This window comes from Stenotrophomonas sp. WED208, assembly GCF_040984485.1.
GTDB classification, from domain to species: Bacteria; Pseudomonadota; Gammaproteobacteria; order Xanthomonadales; family Xanthomonadaceae; genus Stenotrophomonas; species Stenotrophomonas riyadhensis.
The window spans coordinates 3,127,936-3,147,554 of the sequence record NZ_JAZARB010000001.1 but is presented as its reverse complement, the minus strand read 5'-3'; the positions used below and the strand labels follow the sequence as shown (position 1 = coordinate 3,147,554).

The 19,619-nt window shown below is 67.5% G+C and carries 13 protein-coding genes and 3 tRNA genes; 9 read left to right on the top strand and 7 right to left on the bottom strand.

All coding sequences use genetic code 11. From position 1 onward, the window contains the following. Nucleotides 1-11 precede the first annotated feature (11 nt). Both emrA and emrB read left to right on the top strand, forming a co-directional pair. Nucleotides 12-1,190, top strand: a complete 1,179-nt coding sequence (gene emrA, locus VPH47_RS14260) for a multidrug efflux MFS transporter periplasmic adaptor subunit EmrA (protein WP_014036529.1) — start codon at nucleotides 12-14, stop codon at nucleotides 1,188-1,190. Between the two features lie 7 nt (nucleotides 1,191-1,197). Further along, a complete protein-coding gene (emrB, locus tag VPH47_RS14255) occupies nucleotides 1,198-2,784 on the top strand; it encodes a multidrug efflux MFS transporter permease subunit EmrB (protein WP_014036530.1) in 1,587 nt (528 codons plus the stop codon). A gap of 174 nt (nucleotides 2,785-2,958) precedes the next feature. On the opposite strand, the gene VPH47_RS14250 is transcribed toward emrB, so the two are convergent. Both VPH47_RS14250 and VPH47_RS14245 read right to left on the bottom strand, forming a co-directional pair. Then, nucleotides 2,959-3,043, bottom strand: a tRNA-Leu gene (locus tag VPH47_RS14250). A 50-nt stretch (nucleotides 3,044-3,093) separates the two neighbouring features. Continuing rightward, nucleotides 3,094-3,993: a LysR family transcriptional regulator gene (locus VPH47_RS14245; protein ID WP_180847693.1), complete on the bottom strand. Its 900-nt coding sequence runs from the start codon at nucleotides 3,991-3,993 to the stop codon at nucleotides 3,094-3,096. 99 nt (nucleotides 3,994-4,092) lie between these two features. Between VPH47_RS14245 and VPH47_RS14240 the strand changes: the two genes are divergently transcribed. Beyond that, on the top strand, nucleotides 4,093-4,839 hold the full coding sequence (locus tag VPH47_RS14240; RefSeq protein WP_368851079.1) for a sulfite exporter TauE/SafE family protein: 747 nt from the start codon (nucleotides 4,093-4,095) through the stop codon (nucleotides 4,837-4,839). A 56-nt stretch (nucleotides 4,840-4,895) separates the two neighbouring features. On the opposite strand, the gene VPH47_RS14235 is transcribed toward VPH47_RS14240, so the two are convergent. Together VPH47_RS14235 and VPH47_RS14230 are read right to left on the bottom strand one after the other, a co-directional pair. Next, nucleotides 4,896-4,980 (bottom strand) — tRNA-Leu (locus VPH47_RS14235). A gap of 204 nt (nucleotides 4,981-5,184) precedes the next feature. Continuing rightward, a tRNA-Leu gene (locus VPH47_RS14230) sits at nucleotides 5,185-5,269 on the bottom strand. A gap of 128 nt (nucleotides 5,270-5,397) precedes the next feature. On the opposite strand from VPH47_RS14230, the gene rnr reads away from it, so the two are divergent. From rnr to rlmB, 3 genes are all read left to right on the top strand, one after another. Continuing rightward, nucleotides 5,398-7,863 (top strand): ribonuclease R, encoded by a 2,466-nt coding sequence (rnr, locus tag VPH47_RS14225; protein WP_368851078.1) that lies wholly within the window; start codon nucleotides 5,398-5,400, stop codon nucleotides 7,861-7,863. Between the two features lie 82 nt (nucleotides 7,864-7,945). Next, nucleotides 7,946-8,428, top strand: a complete 483-nt coding sequence (locus VPH47_RS14220; RefSeq protein WP_368851077.1) for a GFA family protein — start codon at nucleotides 7,946-7,948, stop codon at nucleotides 8,426-8,428. A gap of 154 nt (nucleotides 8,429-8,582) precedes the next feature. Then, nucleotides 8,583-9,326, top strand: a complete 744-nt coding sequence (rlmB, locus tag VPH47_RS14215; protein ID WP_005408775.1) for a 23S rRNA (guanosine(2251)-2'-O)-methyltransferase RlmB — start codon at nucleotides 8,583-8,585, stop codon at nucleotides 9,324-9,326. Nucleotides 9,327-9,402: 76 nt separating this feature from the next. Here the strand turns inward: rlmB and VPH47_RS14210 are convergent, their stop codons facing one another. The 3 genes from VPH47_RS14210 to VPH47_RS14200 are packed head-to-tail and all read right to left on the bottom strand — an operon-like array spanning nucleotide 9,403 to nucleotide 14,035. Further along, nucleotides 9,403-10,842, bottom strand: coding sequence for an efflux transporter outer membrane subunit (locus tag VPH47_RS14210; RefSeq protein ID WP_153856904.1), 1,440 nt, complete (start codon nucleotides 10,840-10,842; stop codon nucleotides 9,403-9,405). Continuing rightward, complete coding sequence (locus VPH47_RS14205) at nucleotides 10,839-12,797, bottom strand: MacB family efflux pump subunit (protein ID WP_110711731.1); 1,959 nt, start codon at nucleotides 12,795-12,797, stop codon at nucleotides 10,839-10,841. Before VPH47_RS14205 ends, VPH47_RS14210 begins: the two co-directional genes overlap by 4 nt. Then, nucleotides 12,794-14,035: an efflux RND transporter periplasmic adaptor subunit gene (locus tag VPH47_RS14200; protein WP_110711732.1), complete on the bottom strand. Its 1,242-nt coding sequence runs from the start codon at nucleotides 14,033-14,035 to the stop codon at nucleotides 12,794-12,796. Before VPH47_RS14200 ends, VPH47_RS14205 begins: the two co-directional genes overlap by 4 nt. A gap of 204 nt (nucleotides 14,036-14,239) precedes the next feature. On the opposite strand from VPH47_RS14200, the gene VPH47_RS14195 reads away from it, so the two are divergent. The 3 genes from VPH47_RS14195 (at nucleotide 14,240) to VPH47_RS14185 (ending at nucleotide 19,588) form a co-directional block, all read left to right on the top strand. After that, entirely contained in the window at nucleotides 14,240-14,968 is a 729-nt protein-coding gene (locus VPH47_RS14195) for a response regulator (RefSeq protein WP_005408779.1), read from the top strand. Between the two features lie 6 nt (nucleotides 14,969-14,974). Then, the gene (locus VPH47_RS14190; protein WP_197610414.1) at nucleotides 14,975-16,384 is read left to right on the top strand and encodes an ATP-binding protein; all 1,410 of its coding nucleotides are present in this window, start codon (nucleotides 14,975-14,977) and stop codon (nucleotides 16,382-16,384) included. 177 nt (nucleotides 16,385-16,561) lie between these two features. Further along, complete coding sequence (locus VPH47_RS14185) at nucleotides 16,562-19,588, top strand: two-component regulator propeller domain-containing protein (RefSeq protein ID WP_368851076.1); 3,027 nt, start codon at nucleotides 16,562-16,564, stop codon at nucleotides 19,586-19,588. Nucleotides 19,589-19,619: the final 31 nt, after the last annotated feature.

Genomic DNA, 19,619 nt, shown 5'->3' with positions numbered 1-19,619 from the left:
AGACGCCCGCCATGAGCCAGACCCAAGACACCGCGGCCCCGGCCGCCCCCAACCGCCGCGGCAACCTGCTGCGCGGCCTGTTCGTGATCGTCGTGCTGCTGCTTGCCGCACTGGCGCTGTGGTACTTCATGTTCGGCCGTTGGTTCGAAGAGACCGACGATGCCTACGTGCAGGGCAACCAGGTGCAGATCACCCCGCTGGTGGCCGGTACCGTGGTCGCCATCAACGCCGATGACGGCATGCGCGTGGAGCGCGGCCAGCTGCTGGTGCAGCTGGACCCGTCCGACACGTCGGTGGCGCTGCAGCAGGCCGAAGCCAACCTGGCCAAGACCGTGCGCCAGACCCGTGGCCTGTACCGCAGCGTGGAAGGCGCGCAGGCGGACTTGAACGCCCGCCAGGTGACCCTGAAGCGCGTGCGCGACGACTTCGCCCGCCGCAAGGACCTGGCCGCCACCGGCGCCATCTCCAACGAAGAACTGGCCCATGCCCGCGATGAGCTGGCCGCCGCCGAAGCGGCCGTGGCCGGTTCGCGCGAGACCGTCGAGCGCAACCGCGCACTGGTCGACGACACCGTGATCGCCACCCAGCCGGACGTGCAGGCCGCTGCTGCGCAGCTGCGCCAGGCCTTCCTCAACAACGCCCGCGCCGGCATCGTCGCGCCGGTCACCGGCTACGTCGCCCGTCGTTCGGTGCAGGTGGGCCAGCGCGTGCAGCCGGGCAATGCCCTGATGGCCGTGGTGCCGACCGAGCAGATGTGGGTCGAGGCCAACTTCAAGGAAACCCAGCTGCGCCACATGCGCCTGGGCCAGGAAGTGGAGCTGAAGTCGGACCTGTACGCCGGTGACGTGAAGTACAAGGGCCGCATCCAGAGCCTGGGCCTGGGCACCGGCTCGGCGTTCTCGCTGCTGCCGGCGCAGAACGCCAGCGGCAACTGGATCAAGATCGTGCAGCGCGTGCCGGTGCGCATCGCCATCGATGCCAAGCAGCTGGCCGAACACCCGCTGCGCATCGGCCTGTCGATGAAGGCGGAAGTGAGCCTGCGCGACCAGAAGGGTGAAGTGCTGCCGAGCACCCCGGCCAAGGGCACGGTGTTCGACACCGACGTGTATGCCAAGCAGCTGCATGATGCCGATGAGGTGATCCACACGATCATCCAGGGCAACCTGCCGCAGCAGGCGAAGGTGGGCTGAGGTCGCCATGTCCGCACAAGCTCCAGCCGCGCCCGGTGCTCCGGGCGCCCCGGCGGCGCCGGGTGCGGCCTCCGGGTTCCTGCCGCCCAGCGTCGCCCTGTGCACCGTGGGCCTGGCGATGGCGTCGTTCATGCAGGTGCTCGACACCACCATCGCCAACGTCTCGCTGCCGACCATCGCCGGTAACCTCGGCGCCAGTTCGCAGCAGGCGACCTGGGTCATCACCTCGTTCGCGGTCAGCACGGCCATCGCGCTGCCGCTGACCGGCTGGCTCAGCCGCCGCTTCGGCGAACGCAAGCTGTTCGTCTGGGCCACGCTGGCCTTCGTCATCACCTCGCTGCTGTGCGGCCTGGCGCAGAGCATGGGCATGCTGGTCCTGTCGCGTGCGCTGCAGGGTTTCGTGGCCGGCCCGATGTACCCGATCACGCAGTCGCTGCTGGTTTCGATCTATCCGCGCGAGAAACGCGGACAGGCCTTGGCGCTGCTGGCGATGATCACGGTGGTAGCGCCCATCTGCGGTCCGATCCTCGGTGGCTGGATCACCGACAACTACAGCTGGGAATGGATCTTCCTGATCAACGTGCCACTGGGCATCTTCGCCGCGCTGGTGGTGGGCAACCAGCTGAAGGGGCGCCCGGAGCAGATCGAGAAGCCGAAGATGGACTACGTCGGCCTGATCACCCTGGTGATCGGCGTCGGTGCGCTGCAGCTGGTGCTCGATCTGGGCAACGACGAGGACTGGTTCTCGTCGATGAAGATCGTGGTGCTGGCCTGCGTGGCGGTGGTGACGCTGACGGTGTTCCTGATCTGGGAACTGACCGACAAGGATCCGATCGTCGACCTGAAGCTGTTCCGTCATCGCAACTTCCGCGCCGGCACGCTGGCGATGGTGGTGGCCTATGCGGCGTTCTTCAGTGTGGCCCTGCTGATTCCGCAGTGGTTGCAGCGTGACATGGGCTATACCGCGATCTGGGCGGGCCTGGCGACGGCGCCGATCGGCATCCTGCCGGTGATCATGACCCCGTTCGTGGGCAAGTATGCCTCGCGCTTCGACATGCGCATGCTGGCCACGGTCGCGTTCATCGTGTTGTCGATGACCAGCTTCCTGCGTTCGAACTTCAACCTGCAGGTGGACTACATGCACGTGGCCGGCGTACAGCTGATCATGGGCATCGGCGTCGCGCTGTTCTTCATGCCGGTGCTGCAGATCCTGCTGTCGGACCTGGATGGGCGCGAGATCGCGGCGGGCTCCGGCCTGGCCACGTTCCTGCGTACGCTGGGCGGCAGTTTCGCAGCGTCGCTGACGACGTGGCTGTGGGCGCGGCGCACCCAGGTGCACCATGCCGACCTGACCGAGCATATCTCGGCCTATCAGCCGGGCATGCAGGACCAGGTCACGGCGATGGGGCAGGGCGACCTGCAGCACGGCGCAGCGGTACTGAACAACATGATCAACCACCAGGCATCGCAGATGGGCTTCAACGACATCTTCTTCCTGCTGGGCTGGATCTTCCTGGCGATCATCGCGTTCCTGTGGCTGGCCAAGCCGCCGTTCGGCGCGGGCGCGGGTGCGGCCGCCGGTGGCGGACACTAAAACTCCCTGGAAACACGTGCTGTATTTTGACCCCGCCGCAAGGCGGGGTTTTTGTTTGTGTGCTCAGGCGTCGACGGAGTGCATCCATGTGTGGATGGGCGTCGCCATCGCGTTGACGCTGCAAACCCCGGAAACGAAAAAACCCGCTTTCGCGGGTTTGATCATCTTGAGTCGTGGTGCCCAGGAGAGGACTCGAACCTCCACGGTTTTACCCGCTAGTACCTGAAACTAGTGCGTCTACCAATTCCGCCACCTGGGCGACTCAGGAGATGAATTGTGCGGTACGGCAGAGGATGTGTCAACAACATTTCACACCTTTTTCTGCGGCTGCACGCCCAGGTGAAGCAGCAGGCTACGCATTGCCGATGACAACTGCGCCCATTCGGCAAAACAGGCGCACAGGCGACGCTGTGCCCACGCATCGGCGAGCGGTACGGCGACGGTGTGCGTACCGCGCCGATGCTGGCGGGCGATGGTCCGCGGCACGATGCCGACACCAATGCCGTGGCCGACCATGATGCACACACCTTCGAAGGTCTTCATGCGGATGCGCACGTCCAGGCGGTGCCCGATGTCGCGCGCCTGGTCTTCGATGTAGGTCTGCAGTGCATTGCCATCGGCCAGGGCAACGAAGGTCTCGCCGGCAACATCGGTGAAGGCCACGCTGCGCCGCGATGCGAAGCGGTGGTCTGCGGGCAACAGCATCACCAGCGGATCTTCGGCGACCCCATGCTGCTGCAGACCGGCAGCGTCGACGGCGTCGCTGATGATGCCGGCCTCGGCCTGGCCAGCACTGATCGCACGCACGACTTCAGGGCTGGTGCGCTCCAGCAGTTCCACGTGCAGGCGCGGGCGTTCGGCCAGCCATGGCGCGAGCCGCGAGGGCAGGTAGTTGGTCAGCGCTGCGGTGTTGGCATACAGATGCAGGGTGCCGCGCGCACCCTGCGCGAACGCCTGTAGTTCACCGCGCAGCTGTGCCTGCTGCTGCAGGATCAAGCGTGCATGGTGGGCGAGGGCGGCACCGGCTTCGGTCAGGCTGACGCCGCGCGGATGACGGTTGAGCAGCGCAGTGCCGGCATCGGCTTCGATCGTGCGCAGGCGTTCGCTGGCTGAAGCCAGTGCCAGGTTTGCCTGTGCTGCACCGGCCGTGATGCTGCCCGCCTCGGCAATCGCCAGGAACAGGCGCAGGTCGGCGATATCCATCCGCATGTGATGCCCTCATCGCAACGCCTGTGCCTTCGGATCAGCCGAAGGCGAGGCCGGGAAGACCGCATTGTGCGCCGAGCGGTAGCTCGATCCAATGAAGGCATGAATGAATCGATGTACTTCTACGTGCTGCTGGTGGTGGTGTTCGTGCTGGCCGGCGTGGTCAAGGGCGTGACCGGCATGGGGTTGCCGACGGTGGCGATGGGCCTGCTGGGCAGCACGCTGTCGCCGGTGGCGGCGGCGTCGATGCTGTTCATCCCGACCTTCGTCACCAATGCATGGCAGTTGTTGTCCGGCCCCTCACTGGGCCATATCGTGCGGCGCCTGTGGCCGATGATGCTGGCAGTGGTAGTGGTGACGCTGGGCTCGGCAGCGCTGCTGGTGCGGGTCGATCGCACCTGGTCGCGCGTGGCTTTGGGCGTGGCGCTGGTGGTCTACGCGGCGTATGCGCTGCTCGCGCCGGTGTTCCGCGTGCCGCAGCGTCGCGAGCGTTGGCTGGGGCCGCTGGTGGGTGCGCTGTCGGGCGTGGTGACCGGGGCCACCGGCGTGTTCGTGATGCCGGCGGTGCCGTACCTGCAGTCGCTGGGGTTGCAGCGCGAGGAGCTGGTGCAGGCGCTGGGACTGGCGTTCACTGTGTCGACGATATCGCTGACCACTGGCCTGGTGCTGCACGGCGCATTCGGCATCCAGCAGTTGGGGCTGAGTGCGCTCGCGGTGCTGCCGGCGCTGCTGGGCATGTGGCTGGGCCAGGTGATCCGGCAGCGCATCAGTGCGCGGGTGTTCCGGGTCTGCTTCCTGGGATTCCTGCTGCTGCTCGGGTTGGAGCTGGTGCTGCGACCGCTGTTCTGATGCCGGATTCCGGGCATGAAAAAACCCGCTTTCGCGGGTTTTTCTCATTCTCGACGTGGTGCCCAGGAGAGGACTCGAACCTCCACGGTTTTACCCGCTAGTACCTGAAACTAGTGCGTCTACCAATTCCGCCACCTGGGCGTCGAGGAGCGAGATTATGGGGTGTTGTTACGGGGGTGTCAACACTTCTTGCAGATCCGGGGTCGAATCCCGTTTCGCCTGCGAAACGGGTTCTGACCCCATGGGGCTCGCGTTGGTGTCAGAGCCTTTTCCTGTGGGAAGGGATCCGCCCCGCGCCGAATTGCAGGCAAAAAAAATCCCCGCCGAAGCGAGGAGTTTTTTCGTTGGTGCCCAGGAGAGGACTCGAACCTCCACGGTTTTACCCGCTAGTACCTGAAACTAGTGCGTCTACCAATTCCGCCACCTGGGCGTTCCAGAGGCGCAATTGTGAAGATGAATCCGCAGGCTGTCAACGACTTCCTGAATATTTTTCATGCAAGGCCTTCAAGACTGCCGCTGACCCGTCATGCACACCGTCAGCGGCTACCATGTAGGGCGATGACTACCAAAAAACCAAGCAAGGGCGGGAGCACCTCCCGCAGCCAGGCCCCGAAGAAGGGCGCCAAGGCGGGCACGGCCCGCACCACCAAGCCGGGCAAGCCGTTGCCGGGCTGGTTCCCCGAATTGAACGAAGGCGGTGCACCGCCGCGTGGCCGCAAGGCCCGCAGCGCCGATGCCGCCGCCCCGGGCCCGGCCCCGGGCCGCAAGCTGCCGCCGACCGGCAAGGTGATCGACGATCCCTATGCCGCCCGCGAAGCCGAAAAATACGAACAGCCCATCGCCAGCCGCGAGGCCATCCTGGCCCTGCTGGAGCGATGCGAAGGGCCTCAGACCGCTGAAGAACTCGGCGCGCGCCTGGGCCTGACCGCGCCGGACCGGGCCGAGGCGCTGTCGCGCCGGCTCGGTGCCATGGTCCGTGACGGCCAGCTGGTGCAGAACCGTCGCGGCGGTTTCGCCCCGATCCAGACCCTGAACCTGGTCACCGGCGTGGTGATCGCCAACCCGGAAGGGTTCGGTTTCCTGCGTCCGGTCGAGGGTGGTGAGGACCTGTTCCTGCCGCCATATGAGATGCGCAAGGTCATGCACGGCGACAAGGTGCTGGCCCGCGTGACCGGCATCGATCACCGTGGCCGTCGCGAAGGCAGCATCGCCCGCGTGCTCGAACGCGGCATGACCCGCCTGATCGGCCGCTTCAGCATCGAGATGGGCATCAACTATGTGGTGCCCGACGACAAGCGCGTGCAGCGCAACGTGCAGGTACCGCCGGACCAGACCGGTGGTGCACGCGACGGCCAGCTGGTGGTCTGCGAACTGACCCAGGCGCCGGACAGCCGCCGTCCGCCGATCGGCCGCATCATCGCCGTGCTCGGCGACAAGCTGACCGCGTCGCTGGTGGTGGAGACCGCCATCCACGGCCACGAGCTGCCGTTCGAGTTCCCGCAGGAGGTGCTGGACGAAGCGGCTTCGGTGCCGCTGGTGGTCGAGCCGGCGATGATTGGCGACCGCGTCGACCTGCGCAGCACGCCGCTGGTCACCATCGACGGTGAAGATGCCAAGGACTTCGACGACGCGGTGTACTGCGAGCCGAATGCCGAGGGTTTCCGCCTGGTGGTGGCGATCGCCGATGTCTCGAACTACGTGCGCCCCGGTACGCCGCTGGACGAAGAGGCGCAGAAGCGCGCCACCTCGGTGTACTTCCCGGGCTTCGTGGTGCCGATGCTGCCGGAGACACTGTCCAACGGCATCTGCTCGCTGATGCCGAAAGTCGACCGCATGTGCTTTGTCTGCGACATGCAGATCGACCGCGACGGCCTGGTCACGCATTCGCGCTTCTACGAAGCGGTGATGAACTCGCACGCGCGCCTGACCTACACCCAGGTGTGGAAGGCGGTGGGCGAGGACGATGCCGATACCAAGGCCTGGATGGGCGACCTGCTGCCGCAGGTGCAGCGCCTGCACCAGCTGTACAAGGTGCTGTCCAAGGCACGCGCCAAGCGCGGTGCCATCGAGTTCGAAAGCAGTGAAGTACGTTTCGTGCTGGACAACCGCGGTGAAGTCACCCAGGCCGGCATGCTGGTGCGCAACGACGCACACAAGCTGATCGAGGAATGCATGATCGCGGCCAACGTCGAGGCGGCCAGGTACCTGCTGTCGCGCCATGTGCCGGCGCCGTACCGCATCCACGAGAAGCCGCCGGAAACCAAGTACGCCGACCTGCTGGAATTCCTCAAGGAGTTCAAGCTGAGCCTGCCGCCGTGGTCCAAGGTACGCCCGGGCGATTACACCAAGCTGCTGAAGAAGATCCGCGACCGCCCCGATGCCACGCTGCTGGAATCGGTGCTGCTGCGCAGCCAGAGCCTGGCGATCTACAGCCCGGAAAACCACGGTCACTTCGGCCTGGCGCTGGAGGCGTACGCGCACTTCACCTCGCCGATCCGTCGCTACCCTGACCTGCTGGTGCACCGCGCGATCAAGCACGCGCTGTCCGGCAAGCCGCTGGACAAGTTCACCTACAACGCGCGCGAAATGGCAGCCCTGGCGCTGCAGTGTTCCGAGCGTGAGCGTCGTGCCGACGAGGCCGAGCGCGAAGTCGACGAGCGCTACCGCGCGGCGTGGATGGAAAAGCACGTGGGCGGCCAGTTCGATGGCGTGATCAGCGGCGTGACCAGCTTCGGCCTGTTCGTGGAACTGGACGAGTCGAAGGTGCAGGGCCTGGTCCATGTGACCCAGCTGCCGCAGGACTATTACAAGTTCGATGCCACCCGCAAGACGCTGACCGGCGAACGCCGCGGCAGCAGCTACCGGCTGGGCGACCGCGTGCGCATCCTGGTGCTGAAGGCCAGCATGGAAGAACGCAAGATCGACTTCCGCCTGGTCGAGCACAAGGGTGAGGATGAGGGCGATGGCCTGCCGCCGCTGCCCGAGCGTGGCAAGCCGGCCAAGCGCGCGAAAAAGCAGTACTGAAAGGTGTGCCGACCAACGGTCGGCACCCACCTCACCCGGTAGGTGTCAACCTTGGTTGGCACGACGTTACGGAGGACCGCAGATGCAGGGCCAACCCGAATACAGCGGCGGCTGCCAGTGCGGCGCGATCCGCTTCCAGGCGCGAGGCGAGCTGACCGATAGCTCGATCTGCCATTGCCGGATGTGCCAGAAGGCCTTCGGTGCCTATTACGCGCCGCTGGTATCCGTGCGCGGCGTGCAGTTCAGCTGGACCCGCGGCCAGCCGCGCTATTTCCAGTCGTCCAACGTGGTGCGGCGTGGCTTCTGCGCCGACTGCGGCACACCCCTGACCTACGAAGCCCCGGATGGCGTGGCCGTGGCCGCCGGTGCCTTCGACGAGCCGGAACGCCTGCCACCGACCATCCAGTACGGGGTGGAGCGCAAGTTGCCGTTCGTCGACAGTTTGTCCAGCCTGCCGGCGCGACATACCGAGGAAGACGTCGCGGCGCTGGAGTTCCTGGCCACCATCGTGTCCCACCAGCACCCGGACCACGACACCCCGCACTGGCCGCCGCGCAGCCGATAACACACCTGTAGCGCCGAGCCTACGCTCGGCTGGCGGGTTGCCGCTGCCTGAACCAAGGGCAGCCGATCGCAGGCCCGGCTCCCCAGAGGGCCGGCCGCAGCGCCCGGCCCGCCGATGCTCTACCATAGCCACCCCCTTTCCGGTCCCCGCCCGCATGAGCAAGAACAGCCAGTGGATTGTCGGCGTCAACGCCGTCGCTTCCTCCATCGAGAACGACGCCGAGAACGTCCGCGAAGTGCTGGTCGAGGCCGGTGCGAAGAACCCGCGCCTGACCGAGATCGAGGAAAACGCCCGCCGCAAGGGCATCGACGTGCGCAAGGTGAACAGCCAGGCGCTGGACGGTGTCGGCGGTTCGGTACGCCACCAGGGCGTGGCCGCGCGCTATGCCGCCGCCCGCACCTACAGCGAGAACGAGCTGGAAGGCCTGGTCACCGCGGCCGAGGGCAAGGCCCTGCTGCTGGTGCTGGATGAGGTGCAGGACCCGCACAATCTCGGTGCCTGCCTGCGCTCGGCAGCTGCCGCCGGCGCGACTGCCGTGATCATCCCCAAGGACAAGTCGGCCACGGTCAATGCCACCGTGCGCAAGACCTCGGCCGGTGCCGCCGACCTCATCCCGGTGGTGGCGGTGACCAACCTGTCGCGCTGCCTGAAGGACCTGCAGAAGCAGGGCGTGTGGATCTACGGCCTGGCCGGCGAAGCCACCGCCTCGCTGTACCAGCTGGACCTGAAGGGCAACATCGCGCTGGTGCTGGGCGGCGAAGCCGATGGCCTGCGCCGCCTGACCCGCGAGAACTGCGATGGCCTGGTCAAGATCCCGATGCCGGGCGAGATCGAGAGCCTGAACGTCTCCGTCGCCGCCGGCGTCAGCCTGTTCGAGGCCGTGCGCCAGCGCGGTTGATCGGCAGCAGGGGCCGTGTCGACCAAGGTCGACACCTACCGGGTAGTCGCCAACCTTGCTTGGCGCTCCTAAAGCCTCACCCCGCGCTGCCGCCCAGTGCCTTGAACAGGGTCACGTCGTTGTTCAGCTGGCCCTGGCGCACGCGCGCCAGCGACAGCTCGGCATCGCGCCGGGTCTGCTGCGCTTCCAGCCAGGTGCGCAGATCGGTGGCGCCCACGCGGTAGCGCACTTCCTGCGCGCGTTCCACTTCCACCGCTTCGTCGTACGAGGCCTGCGAGGCCGCTACCTGGCGCGCCAGCTGCTCGCGTGCCGACAGCGCGTTGTCCACTTCCGACAGCGCGGTGTACAGCGTCTTGCGGAAGTTGGTGGCGGCGATCTGGTAGGCGGTGCCGGCAATATCGGTATCCAGCTGCGCACGCTGCAGGTTGAGGAACGGCAGTGACAGGCCGGCGCCCAGCGTGGCTACCGGGTTGCGCAGCACATCGCCCAGCGAGGTCGCGCTGGAACCGAGGCTGCCGGTCAGGCTCAGCGCCGGGTAGTACTGGGTGGCGGTGACCTTGATGGTCTTCAGGCTGTTGCGCAGGCGCAGTTCGGCCGCGCGCAGGTCGGGACGGCGACCGAGCAGGTCGGTCGGCAGGCCCTCTGCGATGCTGGGGCTGCGTGCACCCAGCAGGTCCTGCGGTTCGTCCTGCTGCGGCCAGGGCGTGCCGTCCAGCAGCACGGTCAGTGCGTTGCGTACTTCCACCCGCTGCTGCTCCAGTGCGCTCTGCGAAGACCGCTGCGACTGCAGGTTCTGCAGCGCCTGGCGTACTTCCAGGCGCGATACCGCACCGGCGTCGAAGCGTGCCTGCACCAGTTCGCGGGTGCGTTCCAGGCGCTCCAGGTTGGCCTGGCCGGTGGCAATCGACTGGTTGAGGTAAGCCAGCGTCCAGTACTGGGTGATGGTGTCGCTGATCACCAGCAGCGCGGTGTTCTGCCGGTCTTCCTCGCTGGCCTCGGCTTCCCAGCGGGCGATGTCGCGCTGGGTGCGCAGGCGGCCCCACAGGTCCACTTCCCAGCCCAGCGAGACGCCGGTGGAATAGCTGCGGCGCCAGTCGTCGGCCTGGTCGGTGGCGCGGCTGGCATTGCCGCTGACGCCGGACGACGAAGGCTGTGGCCACAGCGCGTTGCTGGCCAGTCCGGCCTGCAGGCGCGAACGCTGCACGGCCAGGCCAGCGGCGGCAAGATCGCTGTTGGCGGCCAGCGCCTGCGCCACCAGACGGTCGAGACGCTCATCGCCGAAACCGGTCCACCAGGTGTCCTGGCGGATGTCGCGGCCCGGAGTATCCAGGCTGCTGCGCGGATCGTCGGCGGGCGCATTGAGGGTGGCGTCGCCACGACCGTAGGTCGCCGCCACGTCGGGGTCCTGCACCGGATAGCGGCCCATCGATGCGCAGCCGGACAGGGCGAGCAGAACGGCACCGGCCAGCAGCAGGCGCGAGGGGGCAGGGAAGGTCAGTCGGGTCATCATCTTCATTCGCGGGCCAGGGCCTCCACCGGGTCGAGCTGCGCGGCGTTGCGCGCAGGCAGGAAGCCGAACGCCACGCCGATCAGGGTCGAGCAGGCGAACGCGGCAACGATCGAGGCCGTGGAGAACAGCACCTGGAAGTCGCTGGCGAAGCGCCCGATCATCGAGCCCAGTAGCAGGGCCAGGCCGATGCCGAGCACGCCGCCAAGCAGGCAGACCAGCACCGCCTCGATCAGGAACTGCTGGCGGATATCACTCTGCCGTGCACCCACGGCCATGCGCACGCCGATCTCGCGGGTACGCTCGGTGACCGAGACCAGCATGATGTTCATCACGCCGATGCCGCCGACCAGCAGCGCGATGGCGGCGATGGCGCCGATCAGCAGCGTCATCGTGCGCGTGGTCTGTTCGATGGTCTGGCGGATTTCGGCGCTGTTGCTGAGGAAGAAATCTTCGGTGCCATGGCGCATGGTCAACAGGCGGGTGATCGCTTCCTGTGCGGCATCCATCGGCGTGTCGTCGTCCACGCGCACGGTGATGCTGGACACGTGGCTCTGGCCGAGCATGCGCGACATCACCGTGGTGTACGGCACCCACACGCTGAGGCTGGTGCTGCCGCCGAAACCGAAACTCTGGCGCTTGGCCACGCCGACCACGCGTGCCGGCACATTGCCGAGCAGGATCACCTGGCCGACCGGGTCGACATCGGGGAAGAACTGGGTCTGGGTGTTCTCATCGATCACCGCCACCTGGCCCAGGCCCTTCACCGCATCGCTATCGAAGAAGCTGCCGCTGAGCAGGGTCACGCCCTTGACCCGGAAGAACTGCTCGCCGACGCCGCTGACCTGGGCGGTGGAGGACTGGTTGCGGTAGCGGGCGGTGACCGAGGTCGACACGCTGGGGGTGGCGCTGTCCACGTAGCTCTGCTTTGCCAGTGCATCGGCGTCGCTGGCCTTGAGCGTCTGTACCCGCGCCGAGCGCATGTCGCCGAAACCACGGCCGGGATAGACGTCGATGGTGTTGGTGCCGAGCGCGCTGATGTTCTGCAGGATCTGTTGTTGCGAGCCATTGCCCAGCGCCACCACCGAGACCACCGAGGCGATGCCGATGATGATGCCGAGCATGGTCAGGAAGGTGCGCAGCCGATGTGCGTTCATCGCCAGCAGCGCCATCCGGAACGCTTCGGTGAAGCGGTCGCGTGCGGCCCGCCAGCTGTTGCCGCGGGCGACGCCGGTGCTGGCCTCGCGCTGCGCACGGTAGGTCGGCGCATTCGGGTTGGCGCGATCAGCGATGATCTCGCCGTCGCGGATCTCGATGATGCGCTGCGCGTGTTCGGCCACGCTCATGTCGTGGGTGACGATGATGATGGTATGGCCTTCGGCGTGCAGCTCACCGAGGATCGCCATCACTTCCTCGCCGGATTTCGTATCGAGCGCGCCGGTTGGTTCGTCGGCCAGGATCACCTCGCCGCCGTTCATCAGGGCACGGGCGATCGACACGCGCTGCTGCTGGCCACCGGACAACTGCCCCGGCTTGTGGTGCATGCGATCGCTCAGGCCCAGCCGCTGCAGCAGCTGTTCGGCACGCGCGTTGCGCACTGCGCCCGGGCTGCCGGCATACACCGCCGGCACCTCTACGTTGCCGCGCGCGTCCAGGTCGCCGAGCAGGTGGTAGCGCTGGAAGATGAAGCCGAAATGCTCGCGGCGCAGTTCGGCCAGCTCGTCCGGCGCCATCTTTCCGGTCTCGCGGCCGGCCACCTGGTAGCTGCCGCGGGTAGGGCGGTCGAGGCAGCCGAGGATGTTCATCAGCGTCGACTTGCCCGAACCGGACTGGCCGACGATGGCCACCATCTCACCGGCGTGGATGTCGAGATTGACGTCGCGCAGCACGGCGATCACATCATCGCCGGCCGGGAATTCGCGTCGCAGGTCGCGCAGGCGCAGCAGCGGCGCCGTCGTGCTCATCGGCGCCCCATGCCCGGGCCGCCAACCCGCATCTGCATGCCGCCACGGTTGCCGCCGGCGGCGCTGGCACCGGCCGCACCGGCTTCGCCGACCACCACGCGCTCGCCTTCCTTCAGCCCCGACAGGATCTCGGCCGAGGCGCCGTTGTTGATGCCCACGGTCACCTTGCGCGGCTGCGGCTGGCCCTTGTCGTCCAGCACCCGCACCATGCGCTCGTCGCCACGGCGCTTCGGTCCCAACGCCACTGCCGGCACCATCAGCACGCCCTTGGCCTGCTTCAGCAGCACCGAGACCTGCGCGGTCATGTCGATGCGCAGCGTGCCATCCGGGTTTTCCACATCGAACAGTGCGTTGTAGTAGACCGCGCTGCTGGAGCTGGAACTGGAAGAGCTGCTGGAACTGGACGAGTTTTCATTGGCGATCGAGGCCGGCGCCGGATTGATCTGGCGCAGCGTGGCGTGGTACTTGCGGTCCGGATCGCCCAGCGTGGTGAAGTACACCGGCATGCCTGCCTTGATCTTGACCACGTCGGCCTCGGAGATCTCGGCATTGACCGTGACCACGTCCAGCCGCGCCAGCATGACGATGGTCGGTGCGGTCTGGTTGGCGTTCACGGTGCGACCTTCCTCGGCCACCACCGCCACCACAGTGCCGTCCATCGGCGCCACGATGCGGGTGTAGGCCAGGTTGGCGCGGGCGGTGCCCAGTTCGGTTTCGCGGCCCTTGATCTGTGCCTCGTAGGACTGCAGCTGGGCACGGGCGGTCTTCAGCTGCGCCTCGGCGGCATCGTATTCCTGGCGCGAGGTGGCCTCGGCGGCCAGCATCTGCTGCTGGCGCGCGAACTCCAGTTCGGCCTGGCGCAGGGTGGCCTGCTGGACGGCGCGCTGGGCGGTGACCTGGTCCAGCGAGGCCTGCGCGTTGAGCACCTGGTTCTGCTGGGTGGTGGCGTCGATCTCGGCGATCAGGTCACCTTCCTTCACGGTGTCGCCCAGTTGAACTTTCAGCGACTTGATCTGGCCCGAGGCCTGCGCACCGACGCTGACCAGCTTGTAGGCGTCGATCACGCCGGTGGCTTCCACGGTCTGCTCGATGTCGCCGCGGCTGACCGGCGTGGTCGCTACAGCCGGGGCAGCGGGTTTGCGCAGCAGCCACCAGGCGGCCACGGCAACGATCAGGGCAAGCAGGGCGATCAGTATCAGGCGACCCCGGCGGGTCGCAGGCAGCAGGCGGAACGTCACGTCGTGGCTTCACTCTCGGGGCCGCGGCGGCGGCGTTGGTGGGCATTGTGAAGACCGGGCGATGGGCGGCTCAATCCTCGGGGTATGTCTCTATGTAACACTGTCGGTGAATACGCGTAACCACAGGTATCCCGCCCATGGCTGGATACACTGGTACGCATTGCCCCGGATGCGGTTCAGCTGCCGACACGGGATGATCGCGACATGGAGACTGAAAACACGATGCATCGACTGCTGATCGTCGACGACGACAACGACATCCGCACCCTGCTGGCCGAACAGCTCGGCCGTGCCGGCTACCAGGTAAGCACGGCCGCAGACGGCACCGCCATGCGCCAGCTGCTGGACCGCGAACACGTGGACCTGATCGTGCTCGACCTCAACCTGCCGCGCGAGGATGGCCTGACCCTGTGCCGCGACCTGCGCGCGCGCTCGAACACGCCGGTGATCATGCTGACTGCGCGTGCCGAGCCGATCGACCGCGTGCTGGGCCTGGAAATGGGCGCCGATGACTACCTGGCCAAGCCGTTCGAACCGCGCGAGCTGCTGGCGCGCATCCGCAACGTGCTGCGCCGGACCGAGGCGCTGCCGGCCAACCTGGAGCCGCTGGCGGTGCGCCGTGCGCGTTTCTCGCGCTGGGTGTTCGACCTGGAGCATCGCCACCTGGTCGATCCGGACGATCGCGTGGTGGTGCTGTCCGGCGCCGAGTTCCGCCTGCTGCGGGTGTTCATCGCCCATGCCAACAAGGTGCTGTCGCGCGAGCAGCTGGTCGCGCTCAGCAGCGGCCGCAACTACGAGGCGCAGGACCGTGCCATCGATCTGCAGGTCAGCCGGCTGCGCAACAAGCTGGGCGACGACGGTGGCCCGGACGGACTGATCAAGACCGTGCGCAACGAAGGCTATGTGCTGGCCTCCTCGGTGAACCTGGAATAAGCCGCGATGAAGCGCCTGCGTCATTTCCTGTCCTCGATGGTCGGGCGGTTGTTCGTGATCCTGCTGCTGGGCATGAGCGTGGCCGCGATCGGCGCGACCATGCTGGCTACCTCCAAACGCCAGCAGGAGTTCGAGCGGCAGAACCTGAACCGCATCGCCGACCGCCTGCAGGGTTACGTCAACCTGCTCGACGGCAATCCCGAACTGCGCGAGCGCCTGCTGGAGGTTGGCGGGCCGAGCGTGCGCGCGCTGCAGCCAGGTGCACGCCTGGGGCGGGCCGATACGGCGTTGATGGAAGTGCTGGATGACCGGCCTGGCCCGGTCGCACGCGCGCATGTGCATTTTGCTTCGTTCCGCTCCTGCATTCCCAAGCTGCAGGACCTGCTGCCCCCGCCGCCACCGGGGCATCGCAAGCATCCGCGCGAACGTGATCCGGCGTTCATCCCGCCCAAGTGCCGTGCGGTCGACGTGACCCTCAACGACGGCACGCTGCTGAAGCTGGCGCTGGATTCGCCTGCGGTGGCACACAACGGCATCCTGGCCGTGGACCCGTGGTTCCTGACCCTGCTGGTGCTGGCGATCGCGGTGCTGGCCTACATCGTCGCGCGCATGGCCAGCGCGCCGCTGCAGGAACTGGCGGCCGCTGCCGAGGATCTCGGCGATGACCTGCAGCGTGATCCCTTGCCACTGCGCGGGCCGCGCGAGGTGCAGCGTGCCGCCGAAGCCTTCAATGCCATGCAGCACCGCCTGCAGCGGCACCTGGCCGAGCGTACGCAGATGCTGGCGGCGATCACCCATGACCTGCAGACCCCGCTGACCCGCCTGCGCCTGCGCCTGGAGAACGTCAGCGATGAAGCGCTGCGCGAGCGCCTGATCGGCGATCTGGCGGCAATGCAGGCGCTGGTGCGCGAAGGCCTGGAGCTGGCCCGCAGCGCCGAAAGCGCCGAGCAGCGTGCCGCGCTGGACCTGGATTCACTGCTGGAGAGCATCGTTGAAGACGCCGCCGAGGGCGGTGCCGATGTCGTCTTCGAGGGCGGTACCGGCGCGGTGTTGATGCTGCGCCCATTGGCCATGCATCGCCTGTTCTCCAACCTGGTGGACAACGCGGTGATGTACGCCTACCGGGTGCGGGTGCGGGTGGAACGCGGCGGTGGCACGATCACCGTGATGGTGTCGGACGATGGTCCCGGGCTGGCGGAGGATCAGTTGGAGGCGGTGTTCGACCCGTTCGTGCGGGTGGAAACTTCGCGCTCGCGGGAAACCGGCGGTGCCGGGCTGGGCCTCACCATCGCCCGCGCACTGGCCGAGAAGGACGGCGCCCGCCTGTGGCTGCGCAACCGTGCCGAAGGCGGACTGGAGGCGGTGGTGCAGTGGCCAGCCAGCGCGCAGGTGGTGCCGCCGGGCCGGGCTGGCTGAGGCTGACGGCCTGGCAACGGTGACGCCCGGGCCGGGGTTTGGCCTATCATCTGCGCAACTCCCCAGTTTCCCGTCGATGAGCCAGCCCGTTCCCGCCGGCACGCCGTTCCGCGCTGCCCGGCCGTTCCCGCACGCTGCCTGGCCTGGCAGCCGCGTCTGGCCACCGCCGCTGCACTGATGGGCGGACAGGGGGGCAACCGGCGCTGGGTGGAGTGCCACGTATCAGGATTCAGGCGGGTGCTGCGGCAGGGGCTGCTGTGGCTGCTGCTGGCGCTTGCGCTGCCGCTGGCCGCACAGGACGGTGCGCCCCCGCTGCGCGACTACGCCATCGATGTGTGGACATCGCGCAACGGTCTGCCACACAACTCGCTGCGTGACATCGCGCAGACGCCGGAGGGCCACCTGTGGTTCGCCACCTGGGAAGGCCTGGTGCGTTACAACGGCCTGGATTTCACCGTGTTCGACCGCAGTACCCGCCCGGGCCTGCGCGACAACGGCATCGGCGCGCTGTTCGTCGACCGCCAGGGCGGGCTGTGGATCAGTGATTCGCGCGGCAATGTCAGCCATCGTGGCAATGACGGCCAGTGGCGGGTCTGGGAGCACCAGGCCGATACCCCGCAGGTGCTGATCCAGTCCATGCAGATGGACAGCCGGGGGCGCCTGTGGCTGCTGTACGAAGGCAAGGGACTGGGTTACCTGGTGCCCGACAAGGGCATGGTCTACCAGGCGCCGCCGGCTGACCTGCCGATGGCGATGAGCTTCACCAAGCTGGTGGTCGATGCGCAGGACCGGGTCTGGGTCGGCACCCTTGACGGGCTGGTGCTGCGCAACAACGACGGCGTGCTCAAGCGCGCACCGGCTGCATGGGGCCTGGGTGCGGGCAGCGGCCTGTCGTGGCCGTACCGCGCGCCGGATGGCGCGTTGTGGATCGTGGCCGGCGAACGCCTGTACCGGGTGGAGGACGATCAGCTGGTGCTGGTGCACCGCCTGCCGGGCCAGCTGCACATGACCTCGATGCTGCAGGATCGCCATGGTGACCTGTGGCTGGGCACCGAGAACCAGGGCCTGCTGCGCATCTCCGCACATGGGCTGGAGCGGCTGCCGGCCGGCCTCAACCTGCCGGGCGGGCGCGTGGTCAGCCTGCGCGAGGATGCCGAAGGCAGCATCTGGGTGGGCGCCAATGGCGGCCTGTACCGCCTGCGCGAAACGCTGTTCAGCAGCTACACCGAACGCGACGGTCTCAGCGGCGACTACGTGCGCACCGTGTTCGAGGACCGCGACCGCCAGCTGTGGGTGGGCAGTGCCAGCGGCCTCGACCTGCAGACGCCCGATGGCCGCTTCCGTGCCGTGCCACTGCACAACCGCGGCGGCAAGGCGCCATCGGTGCTGAGCCTGGCGCAGGGGGCTGATGGAGACCTGTGGGTGGGGACCTTCGGCGACGGTGTCTACCGCCTCGGTCGCGACGGCAGCCTGCGCCACAACTATGCGGTCGCCGATGGCATGCCGGGCGGCAACATCCGGGCGATCAGCGTCGATCCGCAGGGCGGCGTCTGGGCCGGCACTCAGAAGGGCGTGGTCCGCATCGAGGGTGATCGCGTGCAGGTATCGAACGTCCCGGGCATGCCCGGTGGCCTGATCACCGCGCTTGAGCATGACCATCAGGGCAACCTGTGGATCGGCACCATCGAAGGCATCCGCGTACTGCGCGGCGACCGCGTGCAGGCGATTGACCTGGCCCCGATGGGCGGTGGCCGCAGCGTGTTCGGCTTCCACCAGCTGGGCGACGCAATGTGGATCAGCAGCGACCGTGGCCTGTATCGCTGGCAGGATGGAACGCTGGCGCGGGTTGGTCTGGAGCAGGGCATGCCGGTGGACACGGTGTTCCAGCTGGTGCCGGACCGCCTGGGCAACGTCTGGATCAGCAGCAACCGCGGCGTGCTGCGCACCGACATGGCCACGCTCAACGCCGTGGCAGATGGCCGCACGCCGCGGGTGGTGGTGGAGCGCTACAACGAGATCGACGGCATGGCCAATGCACAGGCCAATGGCAGCTCCAGCCCATCGGCGATCCTGCGCCAGGACGGCACGTTCTGGGTGGTGACCGCCGGTGGCCTGAGCACCGTCGATCCGCAGCGCCTGCAGCGCTTCCGCGAGCGTCTTTCACCGCCGGCAGCGATTGAAAGCGTGCAGGTGGATGGCGCACCGGTGCATTGGGAGGGCCCGGACCGCAACTACATTCCCGGCGGCCGCCGCTTGACGGTGAGCTATGTCGGCCTGAGCTACCTGATGTCTGACCGGATCCGCTACCGCACGCGGCTGGACGGCCTGGATGCGGGGTGGGTCGAACGCGGTCCGCAGCGCAGCGTGGAGTTCGTCGGCCTGCCGCCGGGCGACTACACCCTGCACGTGGCGGCGGCTCATCCGGGTGGCAGCTGGGGCCAGCAGGAAGCGGTATGGAGCTTCACCGTGGAGCCGTTCTGGTGGCAGCGACGCAGCGTGCAGGTGCTGGGTGGACTGCTGCTGCTGGCCGGGCTGGTGGCGCTGTACCGCCTGCTGCTGCAGCAGCTGAAGGCCAGCAACCTGCGCCTGGCACGGCGCGTGGACGAGGCGACCTTCGACCTGCAGGCCAAGACCGTGCACCTGCAGGCGCTGAACCAGGAAAAGACCGAACTGGCCGAGCGCCTCGCACGCCAGTCCGAGGCATTCGAACGGCAGGCCCGCGAGGATGCACTGACTGGCCTGGCCAACCGCCGTGCCTTCGATGAGACCCTGGCGCGCGACTTCGCGCGTTCGCAGCGCAGCGGTCATCCGCTGTGCCTGGTGGTGCTGGATATCGACCACTTCAAGGACGTCAACGACCGCCACAGCCACAGCATCGGTGATGCCGTGCTGGTGCAGGTGGCACGGTTGATCGCTGCCGCCAGCCGCGACTCGGACCTGCCGGCGCGGACCGGCGGCGAAGAGTTCGCGCTGCTGCTCAACGACACCCGCCTGGAGGAAGCCGCACAGCTGTGCGCGCGCCTGCGCGGCCTGTTCCACGACCATCCCGACTGGGCCGGGGTGGACGGACTGCGCGTGACCTTCAGCGCGGGCCTGGTGGAACTGGATGCCGACGACCGCACCCCGGCACTGCTGTACCAGCGCGCAGACCGCGCGCTGTACCGCGCCAAGAGCGATGGCCGGGATCGCACGAGCATTGGTTGAAGATGATCTTCCGGGCGGCCCGTATTGAATG